The 21,189-nt window shown below is 58.9% G+C and carries 25 protein-coding genes and 1 pseudogene; 10 read left to right on the top strand and 16 right to left on the bottom strand.

Translation table 11 applies throughout. The features are described 5' to 3' along the window. Window positions 1-3: 3 nt before the first annotated feature. Window positions 4-960 (bottom strand): hypothetical protein, encoded by a 957-nt coding sequence (locus NVB75_RS05770; RefSeq protein ID WP_258346400.1) that lies wholly within the window; start codon window positions 958-960, stop codon window positions 4-6. 121 nt (window positions 961-1,081) lie between these two features. Further along, a complete protein-coding gene (locus NVB75_RS05765) occupies window positions 1,082-1,996 on the bottom strand; it encodes a LysR family transcriptional regulator (RefSeq protein WP_258346399.1) in 915 nt (304 codons plus the stop codon). 118 nt (window positions 1,997-2,114) lie between these two features. Between NVB75_RS05765 and NVB75_RS05760 the strand changes: the two genes are divergently transcribed. Beyond that, a complete protein-coding gene (locus NVB75_RS05760) occupies window positions 2,115-3,347 on the top strand; it encodes a cation:dicarboxylate symporter family transporter (RefSeq protein WP_258346398.1) in 1,233 nt (410 codons plus the stop codon). Window positions 3,348-3,485: 138 nt separating this feature from the next. Here NVB75_RS05760 and NVB75_RS05755 read toward each other — a convergent pair whose 3' ends face one another. From NVB75_RS05755 to NVB75_RS05740, 4 genes are all read right to left on the bottom strand, one after another. Continuing rightward, window positions 3,486-5,096: an argininosuccinate lyase gene (locus tag NVB75_RS05755; protein ID WP_258346397.1), complete on the bottom strand. Its 1,611-nt coding sequence runs from the start codon at window positions 5,094-5,096 to the stop codon at window positions 3,486-3,488. A gap of 20 nt (window positions 5,097-5,116) precedes the next feature. Then, a complete protein-coding gene (locus NVB75_RS05750) occupies window positions 5,117-6,364 on the bottom strand; it encodes an OprD family porin (protein ID WP_258346396.1) in 1,248 nt (415 codons plus the stop codon). Window positions 6,365-6,667: 303 nt separating this feature from the next. Further along, window positions 6,668-7,144, bottom strand: a complete 477-nt coding sequence (locus NVB75_RS05745) for a copper chaperone PCu(A)C (RefSeq protein WP_258346395.1) — start codon at window positions 7,142-7,144, stop codon at window positions 6,668-6,670. Next, a complete protein-coding gene (locus NVB75_RS05740) occupies window positions 7,144-7,749 on the bottom strand; it encodes an SCO family protein (protein ID WP_076017103.1) in 606 nt (201 codons plus the stop codon). Before NVB75_RS05740 ends, NVB75_RS05745 begins: the two co-directional genes overlap by 1 nt. Before the next feature lie 265 nt (window positions 7,750-8,014). Here NVB75_RS05740 and NVB75_RS05735 point away from each other — a divergent pair, with 265 nt between their 5' ends. The 3 genes from NVB75_RS05735 (at window position 8,015) to NVB75_RS05725 (ending at window position 9,662) form a co-directional block, all read left to right on the top strand. Continuing rightward, window positions 8,015-8,398 (top strand): DUF2946 domain-containing protein, encoded by a 384-nt coding sequence (locus NVB75_RS05735; RefSeq protein WP_258346394.1) that lies wholly within the window; start codon window positions 8,015-8,017, stop codon window positions 8,396-8,398. A 62-nt stretch (window positions 8,399-8,460) separates the two neighbouring features. Further along, window positions 8,461-9,015 carry a putative natural product biosynthesis protein gene (locus NVB75_RS05730; protein ID WP_258346393.1) on the top strand — a complete coding sequence of 185 codons (555 nt, stop codon included), beginning with the start codon at window positions 8,461-8,463 and terminating at the stop codon, window positions 9,013-9,015. Window positions 9,016-9,161: 146 nt separating this feature from the next. Beyond that, window positions 9,162-9,662, top strand: a complete 501-nt coding sequence (locus tag NVB75_RS05725; RefSeq protein WP_258346392.1) for a DUF2165 domain-containing protein — start codon at window positions 9,162-9,164, stop codon at window positions 9,660-9,662. A 117-nt stretch (window positions 9,663-9,779) separates the two neighbouring features. On the opposite strand, the gene NVB75_RS05720 is transcribed toward NVB75_RS05725, so the two are convergent. Further along, the gene (locus tag NVB75_RS05720) at window positions 9,780-10,436 is read right to left on the bottom strand and encodes a metalloregulator ArsR/SmtB family transcription factor (RefSeq protein WP_258346391.1); all 657 of its coding nucleotides are present in this window, start codon (window positions 10,434-10,436) and stop codon (window positions 9,780-9,782) included. Window positions 10,437-10,616: 180 nt separating this feature from the next. On the opposite strand from NVB75_RS05720, the gene NVB75_RS05715 reads away from it, so the two are divergent. Beyond that, window positions 10,617-11,675 carry a YhcG family protein gene (locus tag NVB75_RS05715; RefSeq protein WP_258346390.1) on the top strand — a complete coding sequence of 353 codons (1,059 nt, stop codon included), beginning with the start codon at window positions 10,617-10,619 and terminating at the stop codon, window positions 11,673-11,675. A gap of 78 nt (window positions 11,676-11,753) precedes the next feature. Next, complete coding sequence (locus tag NVB75_RS05710) at window positions 11,754-12,953, top strand: lysozyme inhibitor LprI family protein (RefSeq protein ID WP_258346388.1); 1,200 nt, start codon at window positions 11,754-11,756, stop codon at window positions 12,951-12,953. Between the two features lie 4 nt (window positions 12,954-12,957). Here the strand turns inward: NVB75_RS05710 and NVB75_RS05705 are convergent, their stop codons facing one another. From NVB75_RS05705 to NVB75_RS05690, 4 genes and pseudogenes are all read right to left on the bottom strand, one after another. Continuing rightward, window positions 12,958-13,278: a hypothetical protein gene (locus NVB75_RS05705; RefSeq protein WP_258346387.1), complete on the bottom strand. Its 321-nt coding sequence runs from the start codon at window positions 13,276-13,278 to the stop codon at window positions 12,958-12,960. A gap of 66 nt (window positions 13,279-13,344) precedes the next feature. Beyond that, a pseudogene (locus NVB75_RS05700) lies at window positions 13,345-13,458 on the bottom strand (general stress protein); the annotation flags it as partial. Window positions 13,459-13,625: 167 nt separating this feature from the next. Continuing rightward, window positions 13,626-14,102, bottom strand: a complete 477-nt coding sequence (locus tag NVB75_RS05695; protein ID WP_008435010.1) for a hemerythrin domain-containing protein — start codon at window positions 14,100-14,102, stop codon at window positions 13,626-13,628. Between the two features lie 190 nt (window positions 14,103-14,292). Next, window positions 14,293-14,850: an ATP-dependent Clp protease proteolytic subunit gene (locus NVB75_RS05690; protein WP_017475152.1), complete on the bottom strand. Its 558-nt coding sequence runs from the start codon at window positions 14,848-14,850 to the stop codon at window positions 14,293-14,295. A gap of 156 nt (window positions 14,851-15,006) precedes the next feature. Between NVB75_RS05690 and NVB75_RS05685 the strand changes: the two genes are divergently transcribed. Then, a complete protein-coding gene (locus tag NVB75_RS05685; RefSeq protein ID WP_063030824.1) occupies window positions 15,007-15,228 on the top strand; it encodes a PLD nuclease N-terminal domain-containing protein in 222 nt (73 codons plus the stop codon). Between the two features lie 54 nt (window positions 15,229-15,282). Here the strand turns inward: NVB75_RS05685 and NVB75_RS05680 are convergent, their stop codons facing one another. After that, entirely contained in the window at window positions 15,283-15,843 is a 561-nt protein-coding gene (locus NVB75_RS05680; RefSeq protein WP_258346386.1) for a type 1 glutamine amidotransferase domain-containing protein, read from the bottom strand. A gap of 28 nt (window positions 15,844-15,871) precedes the next feature. After that, complete coding sequence (locus NVB75_RS05675) at window positions 15,872-16,375, bottom strand: DUF4142 domain-containing protein (protein ID WP_258346385.1); 504 nt, start codon at window positions 16,373-16,375, stop codon at window positions 15,872-15,874. A gap of 197 nt (window positions 16,376-16,572) precedes the next feature. On the opposite strand from NVB75_RS05675, the gene NVB75_RS05670 reads away from it, so the two are divergent. The 3 genes from NVB75_RS05670 to NVB75_RS05660 are packed head-to-tail and all read left to right on the top strand — an operon-like array spanning window position 16,573 to window position 17,981. Further along, window positions 16,573-16,797 (top strand): hypothetical protein, encoded by a 225-nt coding sequence (locus NVB75_RS05670; protein WP_258346384.1) that lies wholly within the window; start codon window positions 16,573-16,575, stop codon window positions 16,795-16,797. A gap of 15 nt (window positions 16,798-16,812) precedes the next feature. Beyond that, complete coding sequence (locus NVB75_RS05665) at window positions 16,813-17,244, top strand: DNA methylase (protein ID WP_258346382.1); 432 nt, start codon at window positions 16,813-16,815, stop codon at window positions 17,242-17,244. Further along, a complete protein-coding gene (locus NVB75_RS05660; RefSeq protein WP_258346381.1) occupies window positions 17,244-17,981 on the top strand; it encodes a DUF72 domain-containing protein in 738 nt (245 codons plus the stop codon). Before NVB75_RS05665 ends, NVB75_RS05660 begins: the two co-directional genes overlap by 1 nt. Here the strand turns inward: NVB75_RS05660 and NVB75_RS05655 are convergent. The 3 genes from NVB75_RS05655 to NVB75_RS05645 all read right to left on the bottom strand — a co-directional run bounded on the left by NVB75_RS05655 (window position 17,935) and on the right by NVB75_RS05645 (window position 21,182). Then, window positions 17,935-18,990, bottom strand: a complete 1,056-nt coding sequence (locus tag NVB75_RS05655; protein WP_258346380.1) for a D-isomer specific 2-hydroxyacid dehydrogenase family protein — start codon at window positions 18,988-18,990, stop codon at window positions 17,935-17,937. The genes NVB75_RS05660 and NVB75_RS05655 overlap by 47 nt on opposite strands. A gap of 53 nt (window positions 18,991-19,043) precedes the next feature. After that, window positions 19,044-19,832: a DeoR/GlpR family DNA-binding transcription regulator gene (locus tag NVB75_RS05650; RefSeq protein WP_258346379.1), complete on the bottom strand. Its 789-nt coding sequence runs from the start codon at window positions 19,830-19,832 to the stop codon at window positions 19,044-19,046. 408 nt (window positions 19,833-20,240) lie between these two features. Continuing rightward, window positions 20,241-21,182, bottom strand: coding sequence for an alpha/beta hydrolase (locus NVB75_RS05645; RefSeq protein WP_258346378.1), 942 nt, complete (start codon window positions 21,180-21,182; stop codon window positions 20,241-20,243). Between the last annotated feature and the right edge of the window lie 7 nt (window positions 21,183-21,189).

The following is a 21,189-nucleotide window of genomic DNA, read 5'->3' as shown; positions in this document are numbered from 1 at the left end:
CGATTACGGGCGGCTTTCGTTGGCGGCACGATGCACAAAAAATGAGGCGATAAAGATGAAGACCGCCGCCAGGAACAATCCCATTCCGAAGCGCAGGCCACCTTTAACGATTGTATCGAGCAGGTCTAATGCGCTATTCGACGCGTCGATTTTGTGTTTGGCCATATTGCATCCGGCTTTATGCGTAGTCAGCAGTTCGCAGTCGATTTCCTCGAGAGTGCGACCAGTAACGGCTTCGATGTTGAACTTGTCGGCGTAGGCACTCAGTTCTTTTTCGTAAAGAGTCGGTCCGGTTTGTGATATTCCGACCAAGGCAATACCAAAGGCCAATATGGAAGCCTTAAATAGCGCTGAGTAGACCTCCTTGCTGAAGACCCTTTCCAGAACGCCTTCTGCTACGGGGGCGGGACGCGACGTAGGGGCCGCTGGGATTGGAGCAGGCATTTGAGGAGTAACAGGTGCGACAGAGGGCGCGTGTTGTAGATATCGTTCTATTACGTTTATCAGTTCCTCGTGGATCGCCGCCCGGCTGCGTACTCGTACGGTGTCGAAAATCGAAAAAAAGATGGCTGCACCAACGACGAAGAACGCGAGTCCGGCGGACCAGAAACCATCAGGCCAATGGAACACGTCATTGAGTTTGGTCAGACTCAAGGCCGTCATCAGGGTAACCAGCGCCAGCAGAAAGTTGCCACGCTCGGTTAGCTTCGCGTTGGTGTTTTTCAGGACGAGTTGATAGGCCTTCAACTCGGCTTGCGTTTTCGGCTGCTGGGTTAGTGTATCGGCCAGAACCTGGAAGCCTTTCTCCAGTAGGCGGGCTTCCTGACGAGTCAGTTCGTCCCAGTATTTCTCAGCGTTACCCAGTCGCAGGCCTATGTGGCGGAAAGTAAAATAGGTGGCGACCATATGGGCTTTGCGTTCGCTGACGTAGGCGTTTTTCAGTTTGTGCAGCACATCCATGTTTTATCTCACGGTCAAAAAGGCCCGTTAGCGTACAAGGAGTGGTGGCTCAATGACAGTATTTCGGATTTGCCTGGAGTATCTCTTTCCGTTGAGTCGTTCGACGCGCCGACGATGCAGGTCAACCCTTGCGATAAACCCCCGCCAACTCCCGCGCCAAGCCAATGAAATTCTGCAACGGCGCCGACGGATTGAACGCGCGCCGCACCAGGGTGATCGGCGCCAATAATCGTGGCCGCGCATCGCTGATTCGGCAATACACGACGCTCTCGCGGTGCACATCGCGCATCGACGCGGGCACCACGGAGATGCCTTCACCGGCGGCCACCAGGCTGACGTTGGTCAGCATGCGCTCCACTTCAAAGGCAATCTTCGGTTCGAAGCCGGCGTTCTGGCAGGCCTTGATCAGGTTGGCGTACATCCCCGGCGCGCCGGGGCGGCGGACCAGGATGAAGCGTTCGTCCTTGAGGTCGGCCATGGTGATTTTTGGCTCGGCGCCCTTGAGCAGCGCATGCCCGACGGGCAAGGTCAGCAGCATTTCTTCGTTGAGCAGGCGGTGGAAGGTCAGGCTCTGGTGGTCGCCCACCGGGGCGCGGAGGATGCCGATATCGATGCGTTTTTCGATGGTGTCTTCAGTGACTTCCCGAGCGCTGCCTTCGTTGATCGAGAGTTCCACGCCCGGGTAGTGCTCGCGGTAGGCGCGGATGATGCGCGGGATCAGTGGATGGGCAGCGGCGGAGCTGGTGAAGGCGATGACCAGTGTGCCCTCGATGCCCTGGGCGGCGCGGGCGGCCTTGAGGGAGCCTTGTTCGACGCGGGCGAGGATGGCCCGCGCTTCATCGAGAAATACCAGGCCGCCGGCAGTCAGGTCGACGCCCTTGGGGTGGCGCTTGAACAGGTCGAACCCCAGCTCTTGTTCCAGGGCACGAATCTGTTGACTGAGGGGCGGTTGTTGCATGTTCAGGCGGGCGGCAGCGCGGGTGAAATGTCGCTCTTCGGCCACCATGATGAAATAACGTAAATGGCGAAGTTCCATGGTGGTATATCCCGTGACAAGACTTTATTATTTGTGGCCAGAATGCGCCTTGGCGACCAATATGCCGAAAGTGGCCTGATCCGACAATAACAATAAATAAAAAGACCCTGGAGCATTGATGTCAGCCCGATTTTCCACTAACGCCACTTTGCCTATTTTGATTGCCATTGCACTTGGCATGGTGTTGGGGTTGTTTTATCCGGGCGTTGCGGTCGAGATGAAACTGCTCAGTGACACTTTTATAAAAGTGGTCGGGTTACTGATGCCGTTTCTGTTGTTTGTGCTGGTGTCGACCGGTGTCGCAGGTATCAAGCGCGAGCCCCACCATCGGCATGTAGTGGGGCGGATCGTGGTGTATTTCCAGCTGATGTCCCTGGCCGCATTGGTGTTGGGAATGTCGACGGGGTGGCTGTTCAGCCTGGATCACACGGCGGTGGCTAACCTGGACTTTGACCATCTGACGCCGCCTGTTGCGCCGGAAAAGCTCTTGCATGAACTGTCCGCGACCTCGATTTCATCCAGCCTTTACAGGGTTTTTACCCAGAGTCTGGTGCTTCAGGTGATGCTGGTGGCGGTGCTGTGCGGGTTGGTGCTGGGGCGTGGCGGTAGGGTTGGCAACCGCTGCCTCGGCTGGCTGGAAGCAGCAGTCGCCGGACTGTTCTTGCTGTTGCGCTTTATCTTGAAATTTGCAACGCTCGCGGCTTTTGGGGCGATGGCATTTGTGGTGGGGAAGTACGGTGTAAGTTCTGTTTTGCCGCTGTTGAAGTTTATTGTGGTTATTTATCTGGCTTGCGCGATTTTCGTCATTTTAGTTTTTGCGACGATTGCGCGCCTGGTTGGATTTAAATTGACGCGGCTAATTGTTTACTTGAAAGAAGAGTTATTGTTGGTGACGTTTACCGGTTCGTCGGTTGCCGCACTTCCCGGTTGTGTCAGCAAACTTGAAGCGCTGGGCTGTGATCGCCAGTTAGTACGGTTGGTACTCACCACCGGCTATACGTTCAACTTGGCTGGCACCAATATTTACCTGACCACAGCCATCATGTTTCTGGCGCATTTGGCTGGGGTCGAGATTGCGGTCCCCGAGTTGCTGGCGGTGCTGGTGATCTGCCTGTTCACCTCGCTGGGGTCTACCAGTGTGGCGGGCTCGGCGCTGTTTACCCTGATTGCTACCTTGAACATCCTGCAACTGGTGCCGCTGGAAGGGGTGGGGTTGTTGTTGGGGGTGGAGCGGCTGATGAAGTGTCGGTCGTTGACCAATGTGTTGGGCAATTGCGTGGCGTGCCTGGCGATATGCGGGTGGCAGAAGGCGATTGATCGTGAGGTGTTGAAGCGAGAATTGAGTCACTGAGCGGAACACCACTTCCAGACCCCAACTCGGTCAAATGTGGGAGCGGGCTTGCTCGCGAAGGCGGTGTGACAGTCACCCTATGTATTGACTGATTCACCGCCTTCGCGAGCAAGCCCGCTCCCACATTTAGATTGCATTTCAGCCCTTGGCGTTGAGTAACTTGTCGAACGCCTTGTCCAGGTTACCTTCAGCACCTTTCAGCTTCTCACGACGCTCCTTCAACCAGCTCTGGTCCGCGTCGAGGTTCTTGCGCGCCTCCACCAGCATCCGCTTGACCTCTTCCGGCTGCGGCCCACCCGTGCCTTTACGGGTTTTGACCATCGTCGTCGGCGACAGCGCCGCACGGAAACCCGCTTCATCCAGCGGCAAGGTATTCGGCGTCCATTTGTATTTGTCTGCCGCCTGGGTGTACAGCTTCTGCGCGTCGGCATACCGGAAGGTCTTTGGCGTGGTGCCGTTGCTGCGCGCCTCGGTGACGATCAGCGACGCGAAGCTGTGCCCAATGCGGAACGGCACCTTGAACTGGCGCTCCAGGGTGTCAGCCAGCTCCATCGAAGTGGTCCACTCCGACTCCAGCTCATCCAGCGCACGCTGCGGATTGATTTGTAGCGCATCCAGCACCGCGTCCATGCTCTTGAACATTTCGTCGGTGGACTGGAACAGCCCCAGTGAATCAAACGCGAACTTGTAGTCGGTCATGCCGGTGGTGACGTTGTGCGCGCGCAAGGTCACGGTCTGCGCCAGGCCGACCACGTCCGAGGCTGATTCCCGAGTGCGCATCAACAACCCCGGGTTGCGTTTTTGCGGCATCGCGCTGCTGGTGTAGGTGGACTCTTCGTCCAGCAACAGCCAAGGGCGGATCTGATGGTATTGGGTGTGGATATCACCAATCATCGCGCCGATGCGAATCGCCGAAGATGCCGCGAGGTTGGCCGCTTCGATCGGGATGTCATAGGTCGATACCTGACTCGAGTCCAGGGAGTTTTCCCGCACGCCGTCAAAGCCCAGCAGTTCAGCCAGGCGTTCACGGTTCAGCGGGTAAGCGGAATTCGCCAGCACGGCGGTGCCCATCGGGCTCAGGTTGAGGCGGGTGTAGAGTTCGCGAATACGCTGGCCGTCGCGATCAAAAGCGGCTTCAAACGCCAGCAGGTAGTGCGCATAGCTGATGGGCATGGCCTGCACGCCGTTGGTGTAGGCAGGTACCAGGGTGTCGACGTTCTTCTCGGCGATGTTAAGGATACGTTGGCGAGTGGCGTTCAGTGCGTCGCTGTAGGCCAGCACCTGTGAGCGCAGTTTGGCCAGGCGGTAGGTGGCGAGCATGTCCTGGCGGCTGCGGCCGGAGTGGATCAGGGAGGCTTCAGGACCGATCTTGTCGGTCATGATTTTTTCCAGTTGCAGTACATCTTCCGGGCGCTTGCCATCGGGCTGGTCGGCCTGGTCGATGGCAAAGCGCACGCCGCCGGCGATCTTGTGGCCCATGTCCGGCTTGACGATGCCTTCTTCGGTGAGCATCACGATCGAGGCTTTGTTGATGCGGTTCAGCCAGGCGAACTGGGTTTGGGTCGGGTCGCCCTTGGCCTTGTGGGCGCTTTGCGAGGAGCCCGGCGTGGCGCCGACTTTGGCCGCCTGGGCCGCGCATTCTTCGGTGGTTTTGCAGGGCAACGCGCCGGTGTCGGCGGCGTAGGCGCCGTAACTGCTGAACAGGGCAAAGGCGACGGCCAGGTGGATCAGGCTTTTATGGGTATTCATGTGCAACGCTCCGGGAAAAATCACAGCAAGGGCAGGGTGTAGCTGACGATAAAGCGGTTCTGGTCGATATCGCTGCCGCTGCCATTGCTGCGATACGTGCCATTGCGCCATTTCACTTCAAGGTTCTTCAGGGCACCGCTCTGGAACACATAGCCGATATCGGTGTTGCGCTCCCACTCGGTACCTTCCAGGGTGCGCGTACGCACGAAGTTGTCACCCTTGAGGTAGCGGGTCATGAAGGTCAGGCCGGGGATGCCGAGGGCGGCGAAGTCATAGTCGTAGCGGGCCTGCCAGGATTTTTCCTCGGGGTTGGCAAAGTCCGGCGAGATCATCACGTAGTTGACGAGGTAGGAGTCGGTGCCGTCCAGGTGCGGGAAGCCGGTGGTGCCTTTCATGCGCTGGTAGGCGGCGCCGAACGAGTGGCCGTGGAGGCTGTAGGTGAACTTGGCGCCGAAGGCCTGGTTGTCGATGTTGCTGTTGCCTTCCTTGCTGGAGTCGGCGTAACGCAGGTCGGTCTTGAACGACTGCGCGTCGCCCAATGGCAGGGTGTGGACCAGGTTGAAGATGTGTTGCTTGTAGTTGTTCTCGAGGTTGGCGTAGTGGTAGCCCGTGACGAAGGTTTTGGTCCAGGCGTAGCTGGCACTGGCGAAGTCGAATTTATCGCTGGGCACGGCGCCCTTGATGCCTTTGCCGTCGACTTCGATGTCTGCATGGCCGCTGTCGTTACGCAGGGTGTTGCTGGTCAGGCGCCCGGCATCGAAGGTCAGGCCGGCAATGTCCTGGCTGGTCAGTTGCGTGCCGCGAAAAGTCTGGGGCAGCAGCCGGCCGTCGTTGGGCAGTACGGTGGGCAGCTTGGGGATCAGCGTGCCGAATTTAAGTACGCTTTTGGAGATGCGTGCCTTGGCGGTGGCACCCATTCGGCTGTAGCTGTCCGGTGCGCCATCCTCGCCGACGGGGAGCAGGCCGCTGTTTTGGCGGTCGGGGCTTGAGTCGAGTTTCAGGCCTTGCAGGCCGATGGCATCGATGCCAAATCCCACCAGGCCTTCGGTGTAACCCGACTGGTAATTGAGGATCAGCCCTTGGGCCCACTCATCCCGTTTGGACTGGCTGGCGTTGGGCTGGCGGTAATCGCTGTTGAAGTAGAAGTTGCGAAATTCGAGGTCGGCCTTGCTGTCTTCAAAAAAGTCAGCTTCGGCAAAGGTTGGGAAGGCGAGGGTCAAACCGAGGGTGGCCGAAGTCAAGCCCAGGGTAATGGGGGATTTTTTCATTGTTATTCCCGTTGTCTGCTGCTTATTTTTAGAATTATCTGGCCGGACGGCGACAGGGAGACGCGTCCGGCTTGCGCAGGCTAACGAGTTGTTTTGCAGATTGAAAATATATAGAAAGTGTTGAGGCGAGACGAAAAAAGTATCAGAAGGGTGCGCTCGATTTCTCAAACACTGAAAGGCCAATGTGGGAGCGGGCTTGCTCGCGAAAGCGGTGGATCAGTCAATACATCCGGTGAGTGTTACACCGCATTCGCGAGCAAGCCCGCTCCCACACAAGCCCGCTCCCACATTTTGATCTGCGCTTTAGTGCATCTTGCTGTGATCCATGGTTTCCGTCTCATTCAACGCACGGGCTTCGGCCTTCACTTCGATCAACTGTTTTTCACCCTTGGCATTTTCAACGGTGACGGTCAGCGGCACCTGGTCGCCTTTCTTGATCTGGGCGGTCAGGTCGATCAGCATCACGTGATAGCCGTCCGGGTCGAGCTTCACTGCCTTGCCGGCGGGCAGCGCAACCGAATCCACCGGGCCCATGCGCATCACGTCGTCCTTCATGGTCATCTCATGGATCTGCACGGTTTTGGCGACCGGCGACGCCACGCTGAGCAGTTTGCTGTCGCTGTCGGCGGTGACGGTCATGAACGCGCCGCTGGACGGCTGGCCCGGTACCGAGGCGCGTACCCAGGCGTCGGTGACCACTGCCTGTGCGCTGGCGTGTGCGGCGAGGCCCAGCAGGGAAAGACCGAGGGCGAAGCGTTTGAGGTGTTGAACGGCAGTCATTAGCAGACCTCCATGACGGTGAGCAGGTCTTCTGCGCACTCTTTGGCGTTAAGCGAGGCCGACAGGCCCAGGCGCAGGGTGCCTCGGGTGTCGAACACAAAGCTGGTGGCGGTGTGGGAGAGGGTGTAGCTGTCGCCGGCGGGGATCTTTTCATAAAAGATCCCGAATTCCTTGGCAGCCACGGCGATTTCTTCCGGTGTGCCATACAGCGCTTCGAAACTCGGGTCGAAGGCCTTGACGTAGGCGTCGAGAATCTCGGGTGTGTCGCGTTCCGGATCGAGGGTGATAAACACCACCTGCATGATCTTGCCGTCGCGGCCCATCAGTTTTTTCGCCTGGGCCATGCGCGCCAGGGTGGTCGGGCACACGGCCGGGCACTGGGTGAAGCCGAAGAACACCACCGGCATCAAGCCGCGGAAGGAACTCAAGGTGACGGTTTCGCCGTCAGTGTTCTTGAGCTTGAAGGTACGGCCCATGATCTTGTCGCTCAGATCCTTGCCGTACTTGAAGTTCAGTTTCGGGCTGTTGTCACAGCCGGCCAGCAGGCCCAGGCCCAGCAATCCCATGCCGGAGAGGACTTTGCGGCGGGTGAATAACGTACTCATCAACTGTGCATCCTGTGAAGCGCCTGGGTACCACGAAGCGTTAAATCAGGCGAGGAGAGCGTGGCATTCTAACAACCCGAGCCTCTGGGCGTAATCTGCGACGTTCTGTCACAGGCCCTGCCGGGCAAGACCAAATGTAGGAGCTGTCGAGCTTTAGCGAGGCTGCGATGCAGGCGCCACGGTCTTGCAGGGGCACCGAGGCGATCCATTCGCAGCCTCGCTAAAGCTCGACAGCTCCTACAGGGGGAATGGTAAAGTCGCCGCCATGAAATTCTCCCGCCCGGACCGTTCACTCATTGCCTGGACCCTGTATTTTTGCGTCCTGTTCAATGTGTTCGTCTGCGGTTTGGGCCATGGGCAGATGATGGGCCTGGAGCTCAACGGCCTGGGCGGTCAGTTCTGCTCAAGCCTGGGCACCAAAGCGCCGGCCTCGGACGCCGGCCTGGGTAATCCGACGGCCAGCAGTTGGTCGAACTTCTTCGCCTGCCCGGTGTGCTCCGCCGTGACCCTGGGCATCGTCTTCCTGTTTTGCCTGGCCTGGTTGTTGGGCCTGGGGCAAAAGCCGCGCCCGGCCCATGAGCAGCGTAACAAGGCGCCTCCGCGGTATTCCTGGCCCTCGGCCAACCCTCGCGCTTCCCCTGCATTCTGACGTGTGCCTTGGGCTTCCTGTTACCAGGAGGCGTTCTATCGTCACGAGTGTGAGTGCGTTCCATGAGCTCTATCCTGCCTTCCGGCGCTGCCCGCCTGGTCAGCAAGGCGTCGCGCCGTCCGCCCCGCGGCGACGTGTTGCTACCGTCTGTCGAATACCCGAGTAACGCCCGCTGTTTCGTCCACCTGGATGCACGGTTGCTGCCGTATTGGCACACCTTGTTCGACATCTGCCCCGGTCTGCTCAAGCTCGACCCGCCGGAGGGCTTGAACCTGTTTCGCAGTTTCATGACCTGGGCTTACCGCAATCGTCCCTCCCTGGATTGGACCTACCATGTAAACGTGTGCCGTTGGTTGCTCGGTTCGGTGTATCGCACGCAGATCGATGAAGAACCCATCGAAGCGTTCATGACGGCGGCGGCAGCCCGTTGGGTCAGCGATGACACCAGCCAGGCCCGGGGCCTGGTCCTGGCCTGGCAAGGTTCATCCCTGCAAGTGGTGGACTGGAAGCAGGGCAGCGGCGTACCGCTGCAGAACTTGCCGCCGCTGCCCGGAGATTTCGCCTGGTGCGCGCTGGATAGCCAGGGAAGGTTCAGCGGGTGGTTGCCGGTGCCTTGAGGTTCCGCTCGATCCACTGGGCAACAACGGTTACCGGATCTAAAAGTTTGCCTTGTGTAAGTTAAAGCGCTCACCGTATTATCCAAGTACATTCTTGGTTATATGCCAAGAGCCTGATTTGCCCTACAGCAGACAAGGAGGTTTGGATGAGCGTCGAGCTATGGTTGCCGGGAGGTACCGCAGGGCTGTTCCTTATCACTCAGGCCCTGGGTTTGAGTGTCTGGCTGACCCTCGCCGTGGTCAACAATTTGCAGGCCTTTCGCAGCTCGGTCGGTGCGGTGGGCGCGACCATGGCCATGGCGCCACTGCACCAGGCTCCGGCCATCGACATACCCCTGTTAAGGCGCGCTGTGCGTTCCCACCACTTGCATCAATTGGCACTGCTGAGTGTGTTGGCGCTGCAAGTGATCGCGGCAGTGGCGGCATGGACCGGCAGTTACCAGTTGGTCCTCGGTGATGGCCTCTCGGCCGCGCGGCCATGGCTCAATCTCGCCCTCAGCGGCTTCTCGGCTTTCGTTTTCGCGATGCTGCTGGGTGGCTTGTGGTTTGGCTACTGGATTCGCCAGGAGGGCTTGCAACTGACGCACTTGGTGCTGGCGATCTGGGCACTGTCGGCGTTCGCTCTGTTCAACCTGCAATGGGCCTGACTTCGGCATGAGGCTGCGATGGACTGCGCAGCAATGGTGAGTCCTGAACCGTTGGTGTATCCGGGACACTGCGGCGCAGGAATTGCGGTTGCTGCGCAGCCCATCACAGCCTCTTTCTTACGGGTGGCGGGGCTGAATGCTGTAGGCGCAGCGTCGATCCCCAGAGATCAAATGCTCGCAGCGTTCCACCACATTCTCATCGCCCAGCGCAGCCTGGAAAATCTGCAACTCCGAACGGCAGAAACCCTGGCATTTGCGGGCGGCCACGCAGATCGGGCAGTGGTTTTCCACCAGTAGCCAGCCATCGTCCAGCGGCTCCATCTGCGCCATGTACCCGGCGCGCTCACGAATCTGCACCAGGATCGCGACTTTCTCCTGCAAGCTCGATGCGGCGGAGCAGGCCTGGATGTATTCGTGCTTGGCGGTCGCCTCCATGCTGGCGATGACTTTCTCCACGCCTTCACTGCCAAAAATCCCTTCGATGGACTCGATCAGGTGCAAGGTCAGAACGCTATGGGAATCGGGGAATTTGCTCTGGGCGGTCTCGGTCAGGGTCCACTTCAAGGATGGCCGACCGGCACCCGAGATGGGGGCTGATACGCCGACGATCAACTCCGCGACCTGCAACTTCTGGATTTGCTGGCGGGCGGCTTCGGAGGTGATGTCCAACAGTGCAGCCAGGTCCGTGGTTTTCAGTGGGCCACGGGTCTTTAGCAGGAACAGGATGCGGTCCCCGGTGGATGCCTGGCTGTCGTCGGTGGGTGTGGTGTTCATAGATCGGGAATAACCATGGAAGTGACCGGCTCATTTGACCACAGCACGCATGTTGAGGCACCCCTTGATGCGCCTGAAGGTACGGTTCCAGTGGATTTGTATCGAAAGCATTCTGCTGGCCCATCACGCATTTTTCCCTCGCTACTATCGGCCGCCTGCCCAACCCACGAGGGAAAAGGAATGAGTGAGACCCCCGATAGCTTGAACACACCACCCGAGGGATACAGCGACTGGCTGTCCGATCTCAAGAGTCGAATCCACCGCGCCCAGCAACGCGCCACCCTGGCGGTAAACCGCGAGCTGGTGTTGCTGTATTGGCAAATCGGCCAGGATATTTTGACCCGGCAAGCGCGGCAGGGCTGGGGGAGCAAGGTGATTGAGCGGCTGGCGCAGGATTTGCGTTCAGCATTTCCGGAGATGAAGGGTTTTTCGCCGCGCAACCTGAAGTACATGCGCGCATTTGCGGAGGCGTGGCCGGACGGGGAATTTGTGCAAGGGGTGCTTGCACAATTGCCGTGGTATCACCAACTGGCGTTGCTGGACAAGTTGCCCGGCCCAGAAACCCGTCGCTGGTACGCCGCTCAGGCCATCGAACACAACTGGTCGCGCAACGTCCTGGTGATGCAAATCGAAGGTCGCCTGCTGGAGCGCAGCGGCAATGCGGTCAGCAACTTCGAGGGACTGCTGCCCAAAGCCCAATCCGACCTGGCTCGGGAATCACTTAAAGATCCTTACCGTTTCGACTTCCTGGGCCTGTCCCTTGACGCGCAGGAGCGTGAAATCGAAAACGCCCTGGTCAAACATGTCACCGATTTTCTGCTGGAGCTGGGCGCCGGTTTTGCCTTCGTGGGACGGCAAGTATTGCTGGACGTAGGGGGCGAGGAGTTTTTCGTCGACCTGCTGTTTTATCACCTCAAGCTGAGGTGCTACGTGGTGATCGAACTCAAGGCCGGTAAATTCAAACCCGACCATCTGGGGCAGTTGGGCTTTTACCTCGCGGCGGTAGACGCCCAGCTCAAGCACCCGCAGGACAGCCCCACCATCGGCCTGCTGCTGTGCAAGAGCAAGAACGAAGTAGTGGCCGAATACGCTCTGCGTGACAGCTCCCGCCCTATTGGGGTTGCCGAATATCAACTGGTGGAATCCCTGCCGGCAGAGCTGCAAACCAGCCTGCCCAGCATCGAACAGATTGAGCGTGAACTGGCAAGTGATCGACCCTCCATGGCCAGTGCTTCGTAGTACTGTGCCGACAGGCTGGACATTGGCAATCGCGTCGGCACAATAAGCGCCTTGAAAGGAACTCACCCAAGGAAAGCCATGGCCCGCCGTATTCATTCTGCCTACCCAATGTTGTTGCTCGCTGGCGCGCTGATAGGCGCTGCGATGCCTGCCAGTGGCGCGTCCTTCGATTGTAAAAAGGCCTCCACCACGGTGGAAAAGGCCATTTGCGCCAGCCCTGAATTAAGCGAACTCGACACTACGCTGGGCGTTTACTACAGCCAGGCAATGGCCAAACTGGCACCCGACCAGCGCGACGAATTGCGCCGTGGCCAGCGCACGTGGTTGCAGACTCGCAACGCGTGTGCCGGTACCCCGGAACAATTGCCCGGCTGCCTGCAATCCCAACTGAGCCAGAGAGTGGTCGAGGTGGGTACGATCACCCACAAGGACACGGCAGCCGTTGACGCAATCATCGCCAGTATTCCGTACCATCCGGCCCAGGCAGCAGAAGGGCTTCGGCGCTACCCGATGAACGATCTGGCCGCCGCCTGGCTTGTCTACCTGCAGCGTTTTGAGCCTGACAGTGGCGTGACGGAGAATGAGGCCGAAGAGAATCGCAAGCAGGTTCTCGTAGCACTCAAGGAAGACAGTTTTCCCTGGTCGATCTGGCAGGACCTGCAGAATGATCCTGCTGTCAGCCGTGACCGGGTGATGTTGACCTTGCTGCGCATGATGATCGAGCGCCAACAGTATGAGATGTACGCCGACCAACGCCCGTATGTGCACTGTTTTGTTTTTAGCCGGCAGGGCGAGGTTGCGTATGAGTCGTTCGGGTCGTTGTACGGCTCCACCCGCGACAGCTTTGCGCCGATCTGTGCCCCACAAGGTGATCTGTTTGCTCAGCCGGCATGGAAGCGGCTGGAAGACAGTTTGACCGAGCCTTTGTCCACGGCCTCGCAGAACGAGGGCACGATCCGCTTCGCCAGCTATGCCGACTGGAACGCTCTTTCGCTCAAGGCCACCGCGTCACCTCGGCTGTTCCTCCAGCCAGGCGCCGCAGGGAAAGGCCAGGATCCTGAATTGACCCTGCGTAACTGGGGCGCCGATAAGCAATGGCCCGCCAAGGAACGCCAGCAGGCGCTGGCAGCCATCGAGCCGGCGCGCCAAGCGACGAGCGACTGGCTGCAACGTGAGCGCGGCTTCTCTGCAGTTGATGCCCGGCAAGCGTCTCGGGAAATCGTTCGGCAGTGGTTGAACTTGCGCCTGGACTTTATCGGTGGCCCGAGCGAGCTCTAGTTTCTCAACTTCCCGATGCAGGCGCGGGTTTCTTGTCGCTCTTGATGGACGGGTGCTGGGTCGAGGAGCCTTTGTGGCGCGTGCTCTTCACGCTTTTTGACGGCGCGGGCGCTTTGGTCTCAGTGTCCTTGCTGCCACTGCTGTCGGCCCCGGATGGGCTGCTGGGATAGGTGCCTGGCGGCAGTGCCGAGCCTGGCACGCTGTTGCCGCTCAAGGCAGGCGTCTCGGGTGCGGTGTTGTCGCCGAAGGCCGCGTAGGCGGGTGCATACAGTACAAGCGTCAAGCTGGCGGCAAGTACGATCCTTTGGGAAATGCTGGTCTTCATGACTCAATCCCTCTTGGCGATGGGGACCGAAGCCCGGAACACATCCAGGCTTCGGCGACGCCTCAATCAAGACTTCTTGGAGCCTGGGGCGTGGCTGTGAGCCCCGCCTTTTTTGCCCGCTTCAGAAGCCTTCTCGCGGTCATTGGCGAAGTTGCCGCCTGAACCCTGGCCGCCGCTTTTACGGTTTGTGTCTTTCTGGTCTTTGTGACCAGCACCTGGGGTGGTTTTTCCACTATTAGCCATTTTGAAAACCCTCAATGATGAGCGAATCAATGGTGTTGCCTAATTGGGAATCCTCCAGCCAAATCAAAGTTTGAAATAGTTTCCAGGCATGCGACGAATGGACATCAAGCGGCCATTGGCTTCGCGCCGGGTGCTTTCTTGTGCGCGGCTTTCATCGCTTCCATCTCCGCGCCCAGCTCTTCCAGCAAGGCCTTGCCCAACAGCTTCCTGGCCTGCGGGAACATCTCGCTTTCCTCTTCCTCGATATGGTGCTCCAACAGTTCCTTGACGACTTTCACCCGGCCGGAAAACTCGGTGGTGGAGGGCGAAGTCTGCTTCAGGTCTGGCAGGACGAGGGAGTCGACGGTGCGATGTTCTTCCTTGGCTTCGTGGTACATGATTTCCTGATCCTTGCCCCCGGCCTTGCGAAAAGCCGGATAGAGAATTTCTTCCTCAAGGCGGGTATGAAGGCTGATTTCCATCTCCAGCTTCGCCAGCAGCTCAGTGCGCTTCTTGACGCCGCGCTCCGTAGACTCACTCAGTTGGTTCAGGATGGCTTTGACGCGTTCGTGGTCGGCCTTGAGAAGATCAATGGCATTCATGGGTGACACCTCACGGGTAGCGAAAGGGCGGGTCGAATTGCCCGCCTGTGCACACCTCTACAGCATGAGTTGTACCAACTTGAACTGAATATTTATTTTATTAAAAATCAATCGGTTATATCGAATAAATAGCGGCGTTGGTCGTGCAGGTTGCACGGTCAGGTGGCGGTTGGCATGCATTAAACAATGCCTAGCCGCCGCTGACTTTCCAGTGCTTGATGTCGTCGGCAAACACGATCTGCTCGACCTCATGGGCAATCCCGTAGGCCAGTGACTCGTGGGCGGCGATGACTTTTTCCTCGGCCGACAGGCACTTGAAAATATCCAGGTGCGTATCGGCGTTGGCGGTTTCCAGTTCGTAGATTTTCACGTAGCGCGCCAGGTCGTTGTCCAGGCTCGAGAGGTATTCGCGCAGACGCTGGTGATCGACGGAGCTCTGGTTGAAGTACCAGTTCATCGGGTGGATCAAAAAGCGGGAGTGGGGCGTGGTGATTCGGCGACCGGCGGCCAGGAACATGATGATGCCCATGGACTCGATGTTGCCTGCATTGATCGCACACAGCGGCACCGGCAGGGACTTGAGGAAGGTGTAGAGGGTAAAGCCGAAATTGGTGCTGCCACCGGTGGTCGACAGGTTCAACAGCAACGAACTGGCGCCTTGCTCGATGGCGTCCAGGCAGCAATCCCGAAAGCGCTCGGTGGTGCCCTGATCGATCTGGCAGTGAAAGTGGATGATGTGCTCGGTCATCCTGGGCCTCCGTGGGGTGAGAGGTGACGTGCAGTTGAGTCTAGAAGGTTACGGCGCATGTGCCGCAACCGTTGGGCGAGAGCCATCCGCTGCAATTTTAATGAACCCTCGGGCGTGTTGCTTGACCTAACGCATACGACCTCAGGAGGATGAATCATGCAAATCGAATATGTCTGGATTGGCTTGGCGGTGATTCTGGTGCTGCTGGAACTGTGGGCGATCAATAGCGTGCTGCGCAGTGGCAGTGGCTGGGAAACCAAGGGTTTATGGTTGGTGGTACTGATCTTCATGCCGCTGTTGGGGCTGATCCTCTGGGCGCTGTTTGGGCCCAAGGGTGTGAACCGCGCGACACACGCCGCCGAGCACGGCAAAAGCTAAGACAGAATCGAAAAAGAACAGGCGCCCTAGGGCGCCTGTTTGCATTGGCTGGCGTCAAGCCGCCAGGGTTTTGGCAATCGCTTCGTTGAACGCCGGCAAATCATCAGGCGTGCGCGAGGTGATCAAGGTCCAGCCATTGGCCGGGCATTCTTTCACCTGCGCATCCACCCAGTCGGCCGCGCCGGCATTGACCAGGTCGGCACGCACGCTCTTGTAGGAGGTGAGGGTCTTGCCGCCGATCACGCCGGCATCGATCAGGGCCCAAGGGCCGTGGCAGATGGCGGCGACAGTTTTCCCGGCCTTGACGAAATCATTGATCAGCCGCAAGGCATCCGCGTCCTGACGCAGGGTGTCGGCGTTGACGGTGCCTCCTGGGATGACCAGTGCATCAAAATCACTGCCGTGCAGATCCGAAAGCTTGGCATCGGACTCCACTGTCCTGTCTTTCTCGGTGTCCTGGAGAAAGGTCTGGGTGCTGCCACCTTTGCTGGAGCCGTGGGTCACCGTGGCACCAAAGCCACGCAGGGCTTCCAGCGGCTTGAGCAGCTCGTCGCGCTCGATGCCAGTGTTGGAGGTGATGATCAGAATCTTCTTGCCGTACAGTTGCGAACTCATGGTCGAGTGTCTCCTGAGTGGGTAGATATTAATTGGCGTGCTTGGACTGCAGCTCCTTGGCCATCTTCAGATGGGTTTCGAGCGTCGGCAGCGTCTTCTCGGCGAAAGCCTTGAGTTCGGCGTCGTCCGAGGACGCGGCTTCTTTTTTGAACAGCGCCACGGTGTCTTCGTGGGCCTTCACCTGGTTGTTGGCGTAAGCCTTGTCGAAAGACTCATCACGAATCTCCAGGATCATTTTCTTGGCCTTGTCGGTCAGGCTGGCGTCGTCCGGCACCTTGATGTCGAGCTTCGTCGCCAGGGCGGTCAGCTCCTGGTTGGCCTTGGTATGGTCGGTGATCATGTGCTGGGCAAACGCCTTGATATCGGCGGCGCCGCTCTTTTCCAACGCCAGTTTGCCAGCCTCAACTTCGGTAATTCCGCCTTGGGCGGCGGCGTCCACGAAGTCGTTGGAGGAGGACGCCATGGCCACGCCAATCGAGCCTGCGGCCAGCGCGAAGGTCAGTCCCATTTGTTTCATCAGCAAGTGCTTCATGATGCTTCTCCTGAAGAGTGGCGCGATGCCGTTACCTGACTGTTGAGCGGGTGCCTGAGCAAAAGGTTTAAATTAATTTGCGCTTATTTCTCCGGGCCGCAGCCCACGCAATTTCCTTGAACTATCAAAAAACCATGGGCTCTGCTGCATAGCGGCTCCGCGCTGGAGCGTGATCTTTTAACAGCAGGAGAATCACCATGGGCACTGAAAAAAAACCCGACAAAACCCCCAATGCAATCAGCTCCGAACAGGCGCAGAAAGGCCGCCAGCTTGACGAGAAGGACAGTTCCTTGCAGCGCCCGAATCCCAAGACTGAAACCGTTGATAAGGTGATCACGCCGACGTCCATCAAGGACACACAACGGCAAACCGACCAGATCAACGAGCAAGCCGCCAAGGCCGAGCGCAAGCTGGGCCAGTGAATAACGGAGGCAGCCATGGGCCGATCCATCAGCGCCGGTGAGCTGGGTATTGAGCTCACACCCGGCGATGACAACGCCTTGTTCAAGTGGTTTATCGCCAGCTTCTTGATGGGCAAGCGCATTCAGGCGCAGATTGCGGCCCAGGCCTATCAGGTGATTGTGGTGAAGCATGGCCGGGACACGCCGCGCAAACTGCAACACTGCACCTCCCGTGAGTTGGTGGCCATGCTCGGCGAGGCGCATTACGTGCGTTACGACGAAAGCACCGCGCAACGCCTGCTGGACCTCAGCAGCAAGTTGAACGCGGAGTACGCGGGCAAGATCAGCCACATACACAACGCCAGTGCCGACCGCGCGGAGTTTGAAAAACGCTTGAACGCGTTCGAGGGCGTCGGGCCGAAGACGGTGGAGATTTTCATGAGGGATGCAGCGTCGGTGTTGTTCTGATGCCGATTTTTCTAGGGTGTGCCGGTTGGAGCCTGCCTCGAGAGCAATGGCCTCGATTTCCTCGGCAGGGCACCCATCTGCAACGTTATGCCGCGTGCTTGAATGCGGTTGAAATCAACAGCTCTTTCTATCGTCCCCATCGCCCGCAAACCTATGAGCGATGGGCGCAGTCGGTGCCGCGTGGTTTTGGTTTTTCGGTCAAGGTGCCTCGACTGATAACCCATGAGTTGCGTCTGCATGACTGTGATAAGGCGCTGGATGAATTCCTCTCACAGTGCCTGCAGTTGGGTGATCGCCTGGGCTGCCTGCTGGTGCAATTACCGCCTTCATTGAACTATGAGGCAGCCATCGCTGCCGGTTTCTTCACGGCCTTGCGCCAGCGCTTCGCCGGCAATGTGGTGCTGGAGCCGCGGCATGCCAGTTGGGTGCAGGCCGAAGGCATGTTGCAGGAGTATCAAATAGGCCGGGTGGCCGCCGACCCGCCGGTGATTGCTGAAGGTGACGTACCGAGAGGTTGGCAGGGCGTGCGTTATTGGCGCCTGCACGGTTCGCCGCGTATCTATCACAGCGCCTACGAAATGGATCGACTGCACGCCTTGGGTGAGGCGATGCAAAGATCGTCAACCGAGGGCGTTCCCACCTGGTGCATTTTTGACAACACCGCCAGTGGCCATGCGGTTGCGGATGCCCTCAGCCTTCAAGCCTTGCTTGGTGGAAGGCATGAATGTGGTCAATGATTTGCGCTGACGCCTCGATGATTGCGGTACGGGTGTTGCCCGCAATGTGTGGCGTCAATATCGCGTTGGCAATACCCGTCAAAGGCGATTCGAACTGATCTTTTTCCCTGGCGAAGGTATCGATGGCGACCCCCTTGATATTGCCGGGAAAGCGCGTCATGAAGCTTGCCAGTTGGCCCTCGTCGACGATGCCGCCACGGGCTGTATTGATCAGGATCGAACCCGGTTTCATCCGTGTGAATGCACTGCTGTCGAACAAGCCCTTGGTCTGCGGGGTAAGCGGCGTGTGAATGGACACGACGTCGGCCTCACCCAGCAATTCGCCGAGTGTGGCGCGCCATTGCAGGCCCAGGTAAGCGGCGGCTTGCCGGGTGAATCGTTCGGAGCCCGTGGCGATCACGTGCATACCCAAGGCTTGGGCTTTATGGGCGAGCGCCTGGGCGATCCTGCCGGTGCCCACCAGCCCCAGCGTCAACTCGGCGATTTGCAACGCGGGCGCGAGCAGGCCTTTCGACCACTGGCCTTGATGGGTTTGGGTGTTGTAGAGGTTAAGGTCCCGAGACAGGAACAGGGTTTGTGCCAGCACATACTCCGCCACGGCGGTTGCGTTGGAGCCCGGGGTATTGAGCACGGCCACGCCATGCTCGGCGGCGGCCTGCAAGTCGATATGGTTGAGCCCGACTCCAGCCTGGGCGATTGCCTGCAACGGGCGGCTTAGATGAGGCGAGGCCGCGGCGTTGATCAGTGCAGCGCCCAAGGGGATGTTTAAGCGGGTCTTGAGGACGCTGTAGCCCCCGGCGTTGACCACGGTGCTGATCAGCGAAGGTGTGTCGTGGCAGTTGATATCCACGAACTGAATCCGCCCGGCGTACTGTTTTTTGATGCTTTGCTGGTCGGCGAAGTAGTGCAGGTTGAGGGTGATTTCCAACCCATATGCCAGGCACCGTTCGATTTCATCATGGAGCAGTGGAGGGTTGGGAGCATCCAGAATCAGCACGGGAAACGCCATGGGAATATTCCTCTGCACAGGCTATCGGGCCTGGCCTGTCATGGGACGGCTTGTCAGGCATCCACTTGCAACACCTCCAGCCCCTGGCATTCATAAGCCTCGACGCTGCCCGGCGGCACATGCCACTCGGTAATCAGGGTATGGATGCGGCTGCACGGAGCCACCACAAATGGCTCCACGGCGCCCAGTTTGTCGGCCAAGGTGACGGCCACCACGTGGGAGGCGCTGTCGAGCATAGCTTGTTTTACTGCTACCTCCTCAAAGTGCAGCGAGCTGATGCCGACCTGTGGATGCAGGGCGCACACACCCGTGAACAGCAGGTCGGCCTTGATGCCCTGGATCAGCCGCAACGCCTCGTGCCCGCTGGCCGCCATGGTCACCGGGTTGAGTTGGCCACCGGCGAGGATCACCGTCACATTGGGGTGCTCGGACAACGCGATGGCAATCATCGGTGAGTGGGTGACGGCGGTCAGCTTGATGGAATGCGGCAAGGACTGAGCGATTTGCAGGGTGGTGGTACCGGAGTCGAACAGCACGATCTGGCCGTCTTCCACGCGATCAGCGGCGAGTTGCGCCAGGTGGCGTTTGGTCGCGGTGGTTTCGCCGAAACGCGTGAAGAAGTCCTTGCCCGTGTCCTTTGGTCGCGGCAGGGCGCCGCCATGCACGCGTTGCAGCAAACCGGCAGAGGCGAGTTCGCCGAGGTCGCGGCGAATGGTGTCCTGGGAAACGGCGAAATGTTCCACCAGTTCCGAGGCGGTGACCTTGCCGTCGCGCTCCAGCAGCAACAGGATTTTTTGTTTGCGCAGGGAGGGCAGGTCGACGGCGGCGTGGGTGTTGTGCATTTTTATGCTCGTTAATGCGTGTTTGTGCGAGATTAATCAGCATCAGGCGCAAACGCAATGGCTGTGCCCCTCCGACGTCCTGTCGAATGTGCTGAAAATCATGACCAAACCACGCAGGGTCATGAGCGTGCTCGCTATCAAGTGCCGTGGTTTCTGTCAGCGAGGTGATGCAGGCGTTTTAGCTGCCGTGAAGCTTTCCAACAGAGCATTACTGAGCAAAAAAATCGTAAAAAAATAAAAAGAGTTGTCCACGGAAACCGTGGGTATCTCTGTGGATAACTTCCCTTGAGCCCGGCGGGTATGGCGATTTAACCTGCGGTTAATATTTGATCAGTCGCTGTTTATGGCCAGTATGGGCAGGCTTTGCGCCTTGACAGGCACCGGCGAAACCGGTGCCGAAATGCAGATTTACGAGTCGTTAGGACGCCCGGTAGAGGGACCGGCCACCTGGGTTGGGCGCTTCGATTGCATCAGGCTATCCAAGGCCTGGCGGTAGGTGCGCCCAGCCAGCCGCATGCTGTCGTTATGAGTAGCGCCGGGCACCAGCAACAGGTGTTTGGGCTCTTGTGCCGCGTCAAACAGTTGCTGGCTGAAGCGCGGTGGTACGAAGGCGTCGGCGAGTCCGTGAACCACCAGCAGCGGCATGTGGATATCGGCGATCTTGTCGATCGAATCAAACTTCTGCGACAGCAACCAGCGCACCGGCAGGGAGGTCTTGGCCACCGCCGTGGCGACGTCCGCCAGTGACGTGAACGTGGACTCGATCACCAGCCCGCGCACCGGCGGCGGCACATGATTATCCGCTGCCTGTTTGCCCAGTTCCGCCGCGAGGTCGATGGCCACTGCGCCACCCAGGGAGTGCCCGTATATGAGGCGTTTGGCGGGGTCGGGTTGCAGCACCTGAAAGCGCTCCCAGGCGATGCGCGCATCTTCGTACACGCTGGCTTCCGAAGGCAGGTCGCCCTGGCTCTGGCCGAAGCCGCGGTAGTCGATGGCCAGTACCGAGAAACCCAGGGCCCGCAGTTGCTCAATGCGAAACAGCTGGCCGGTGAGGTTCCAGCGCACGCCGTGCAGATAGAGAATCGCCGGTGCGTCCTTCTGTGCAGCGGGCCACCACCAGCCGTGAATATTTTGCCCGGACTTGAAACTTGCGGGTTTCAGGTCGAACTCCTGCACATCACGCGGCAACCCGCTGTACCAACTGGCTGTGCCCGGCTCGACGCGAAACAGCAGTTCGCGCTCCTTGTGTTGCAGCACCGCGCACCCCACGGGCAGGCCGATGATCAAGGCTGCCATGCACAGCAGGGGAAACCAGCGCAGGCCGAGGCGGGACAGTAAACGTGAAGACATGAAGGTT

This window comes from Pseudomonas sp. CBS (assembly GCF_024734645.1).
In the GTDB taxonomy this organism is placed as follows: Bacteria; Pseudomonadota; Gammaproteobacteria; order Pseudomonadales; family Pseudomonadaceae; genus Aquipseudomonas.
This window is presented reverse-complemented; position numbering and strand designations above follow the sequence as displayed.

Coding starts and splice junctions, on each gene's coding strand:
- NVB75_RS05770 (WP_258346400.1), bottom strand. CDS start 960: ATGGATGTGCTGCACAAACTGAAAAACGCCTACGTCAGCGAACGCAAA.
- NVB75_RS05765 (WP_258346399.1), bottom strand. CDS start 1,996: ATGGAACTTCGCCATTTACGTTATTTCATCATGGTGGCCGAAGAGCGA.
- NVB75_RS05760 (WP_258346398.1), top strand. CDS start 2,115: ATGTCAGCCCGATTTTCCACTAACGCCACTTTGCCTATTTTGATTGCC.
- NVB75_RS05755 (WP_258346397.1), bottom strand. CDS start 5,096: ATGAATACCCATAAAAGCCTGATCCACCTGGCCGTCGCCTTTGCCCTG.
- NVB75_RS05750 (WP_258346396.1), bottom strand. CDS start 6,364: ATGAAAAAATCCCCCATTACCCTGGGCTTGACTTCGGCCACCCTCGGT.
- NVB75_RS05745 (WP_258346395.1), bottom strand. CDS start 7,144: ATGACTGCCGTTCAACACCTCAAACGCTTCGCCCTCGGTCTTTCCCTG.
- NVB75_RS05740 (WP_076017103.1), bottom strand. CDS start 7,749: ATGAGTACGTTATTCACCCGCCGCAAAGTCCTCTCCGGCATGGGATTG.
- NVB75_RS05735 (WP_258346394.1), top strand. CDS start 8,015: ATGAAATTCTCCCGCCCGGACCGTTCACTCATTGCCTGGACCCTGTAT.
- NVB75_RS05730 (WP_258346393.1), top strand. CDS start 8,461: ATGAGCTCTATCCTGCCTTCCGGCGCTGCCCGCCTGGTCAGCAAGGCG.
- NVB75_RS05725 (WP_258346392.1), top strand. CDS start 9,162: ATGAGCGTCGAGCTATGGTTGCCGGGAGGTACCGCAGGGCTGTTCCTT.
- NVB75_RS05720 (WP_258346391.1), bottom strand. CDS start 10,436: ATGAACACCACACCCACCGACGACAGCCAGGCATCCACCGGGGACCGC.
- NVB75_RS05715 (WP_258346390.1), top strand. CDS start 10,617: ATGAGTGAGACCCCCGATAGCTTGAACACACCACCCGAGGGATACAGC.
- NVB75_RS05710 (WP_258346388.1), top strand. CDS start 11,754: ATGGCCCGCCGTATTCATTCTGCCTACCCAATGTTGTTGCTCGCTGGC.
- NVB75_RS05705 (WP_258346387.1), bottom strand. CDS start 13,278: ATGAAGACCAGCATTTCCCAAAGGATCGTACTTGCCGCCAGCTTGACG.
- NVB75_RS05695 (WP_008435010.1), bottom strand. CDS start 14,102: ATGAATGCCATTGATCTTCTCAAGGCCGACCACGAACGCGTCAAAGCC.
- NVB75_RS05690 (WP_017475152.1), bottom strand. CDS start 14,850: ATGACCGAGCACATCATCCACTTTCACTGCCAGATCGATCAGGGCACC.
- NVB75_RS05685 (WP_063030824.1), top strand. CDS start 15,007: ATGCAAATCGAATATGTCTGGATTGGCTTGGCGGTGATTCTGGTGCTG.
- NVB75_RS05680 (WP_258346386.1), bottom strand. CDS start 15,843: ATGAGTTCGCAACTGTACGGCAAGAAGATTCTGATCATCACCTCCAAC.
- NVB75_RS05675 (WP_258346385.1), bottom strand. CDS start 16,375: ATGAAGCACTTGCTGATGAAACAAATGGGACTGACCTTCGCGCTGGCC.
- NVB75_RS05670 (WP_258346384.1), top strand. CDS start 16,573: ATGGGCACTGAAAAAAAACCCGACAAAACCCCCAATGCAATCAGCTCC.
- NVB75_RS05665 (WP_258346382.1), top strand. CDS start 16,813: ATGGGCCGATCCATCAGCGCCGGTGAGCTGGGTATTGAGCTCACACCC.
- NVB75_RS05660 (WP_258346381.1), top strand. CDS start 17,244: ATGCCGATTTTTCTAGGGTGTGCCGGTTGGAGCCTGCCTCGAGAGCAA.
- NVB75_RS05655 (WP_258346380.1), bottom strand. CDS start 18,990: ATGGCGTTTCCCGTGCTGATTCTGGATGCTCCCAACCCTCCACTGCTC.
- NVB75_RS05650 (WP_258346379.1), bottom strand. CDS start 19,832: ATGCACAACACCCACGCCGCCGTCGACCTGCCCTCCCTGCGCAAACAA.
- NVB75_RS05645 (WP_258346378.1), bottom strand. CDS start 21,182: ATGTCTTCACGTTTACTGTCCCGCCTCGGCCTGCGCTGGTTTCCCCTG.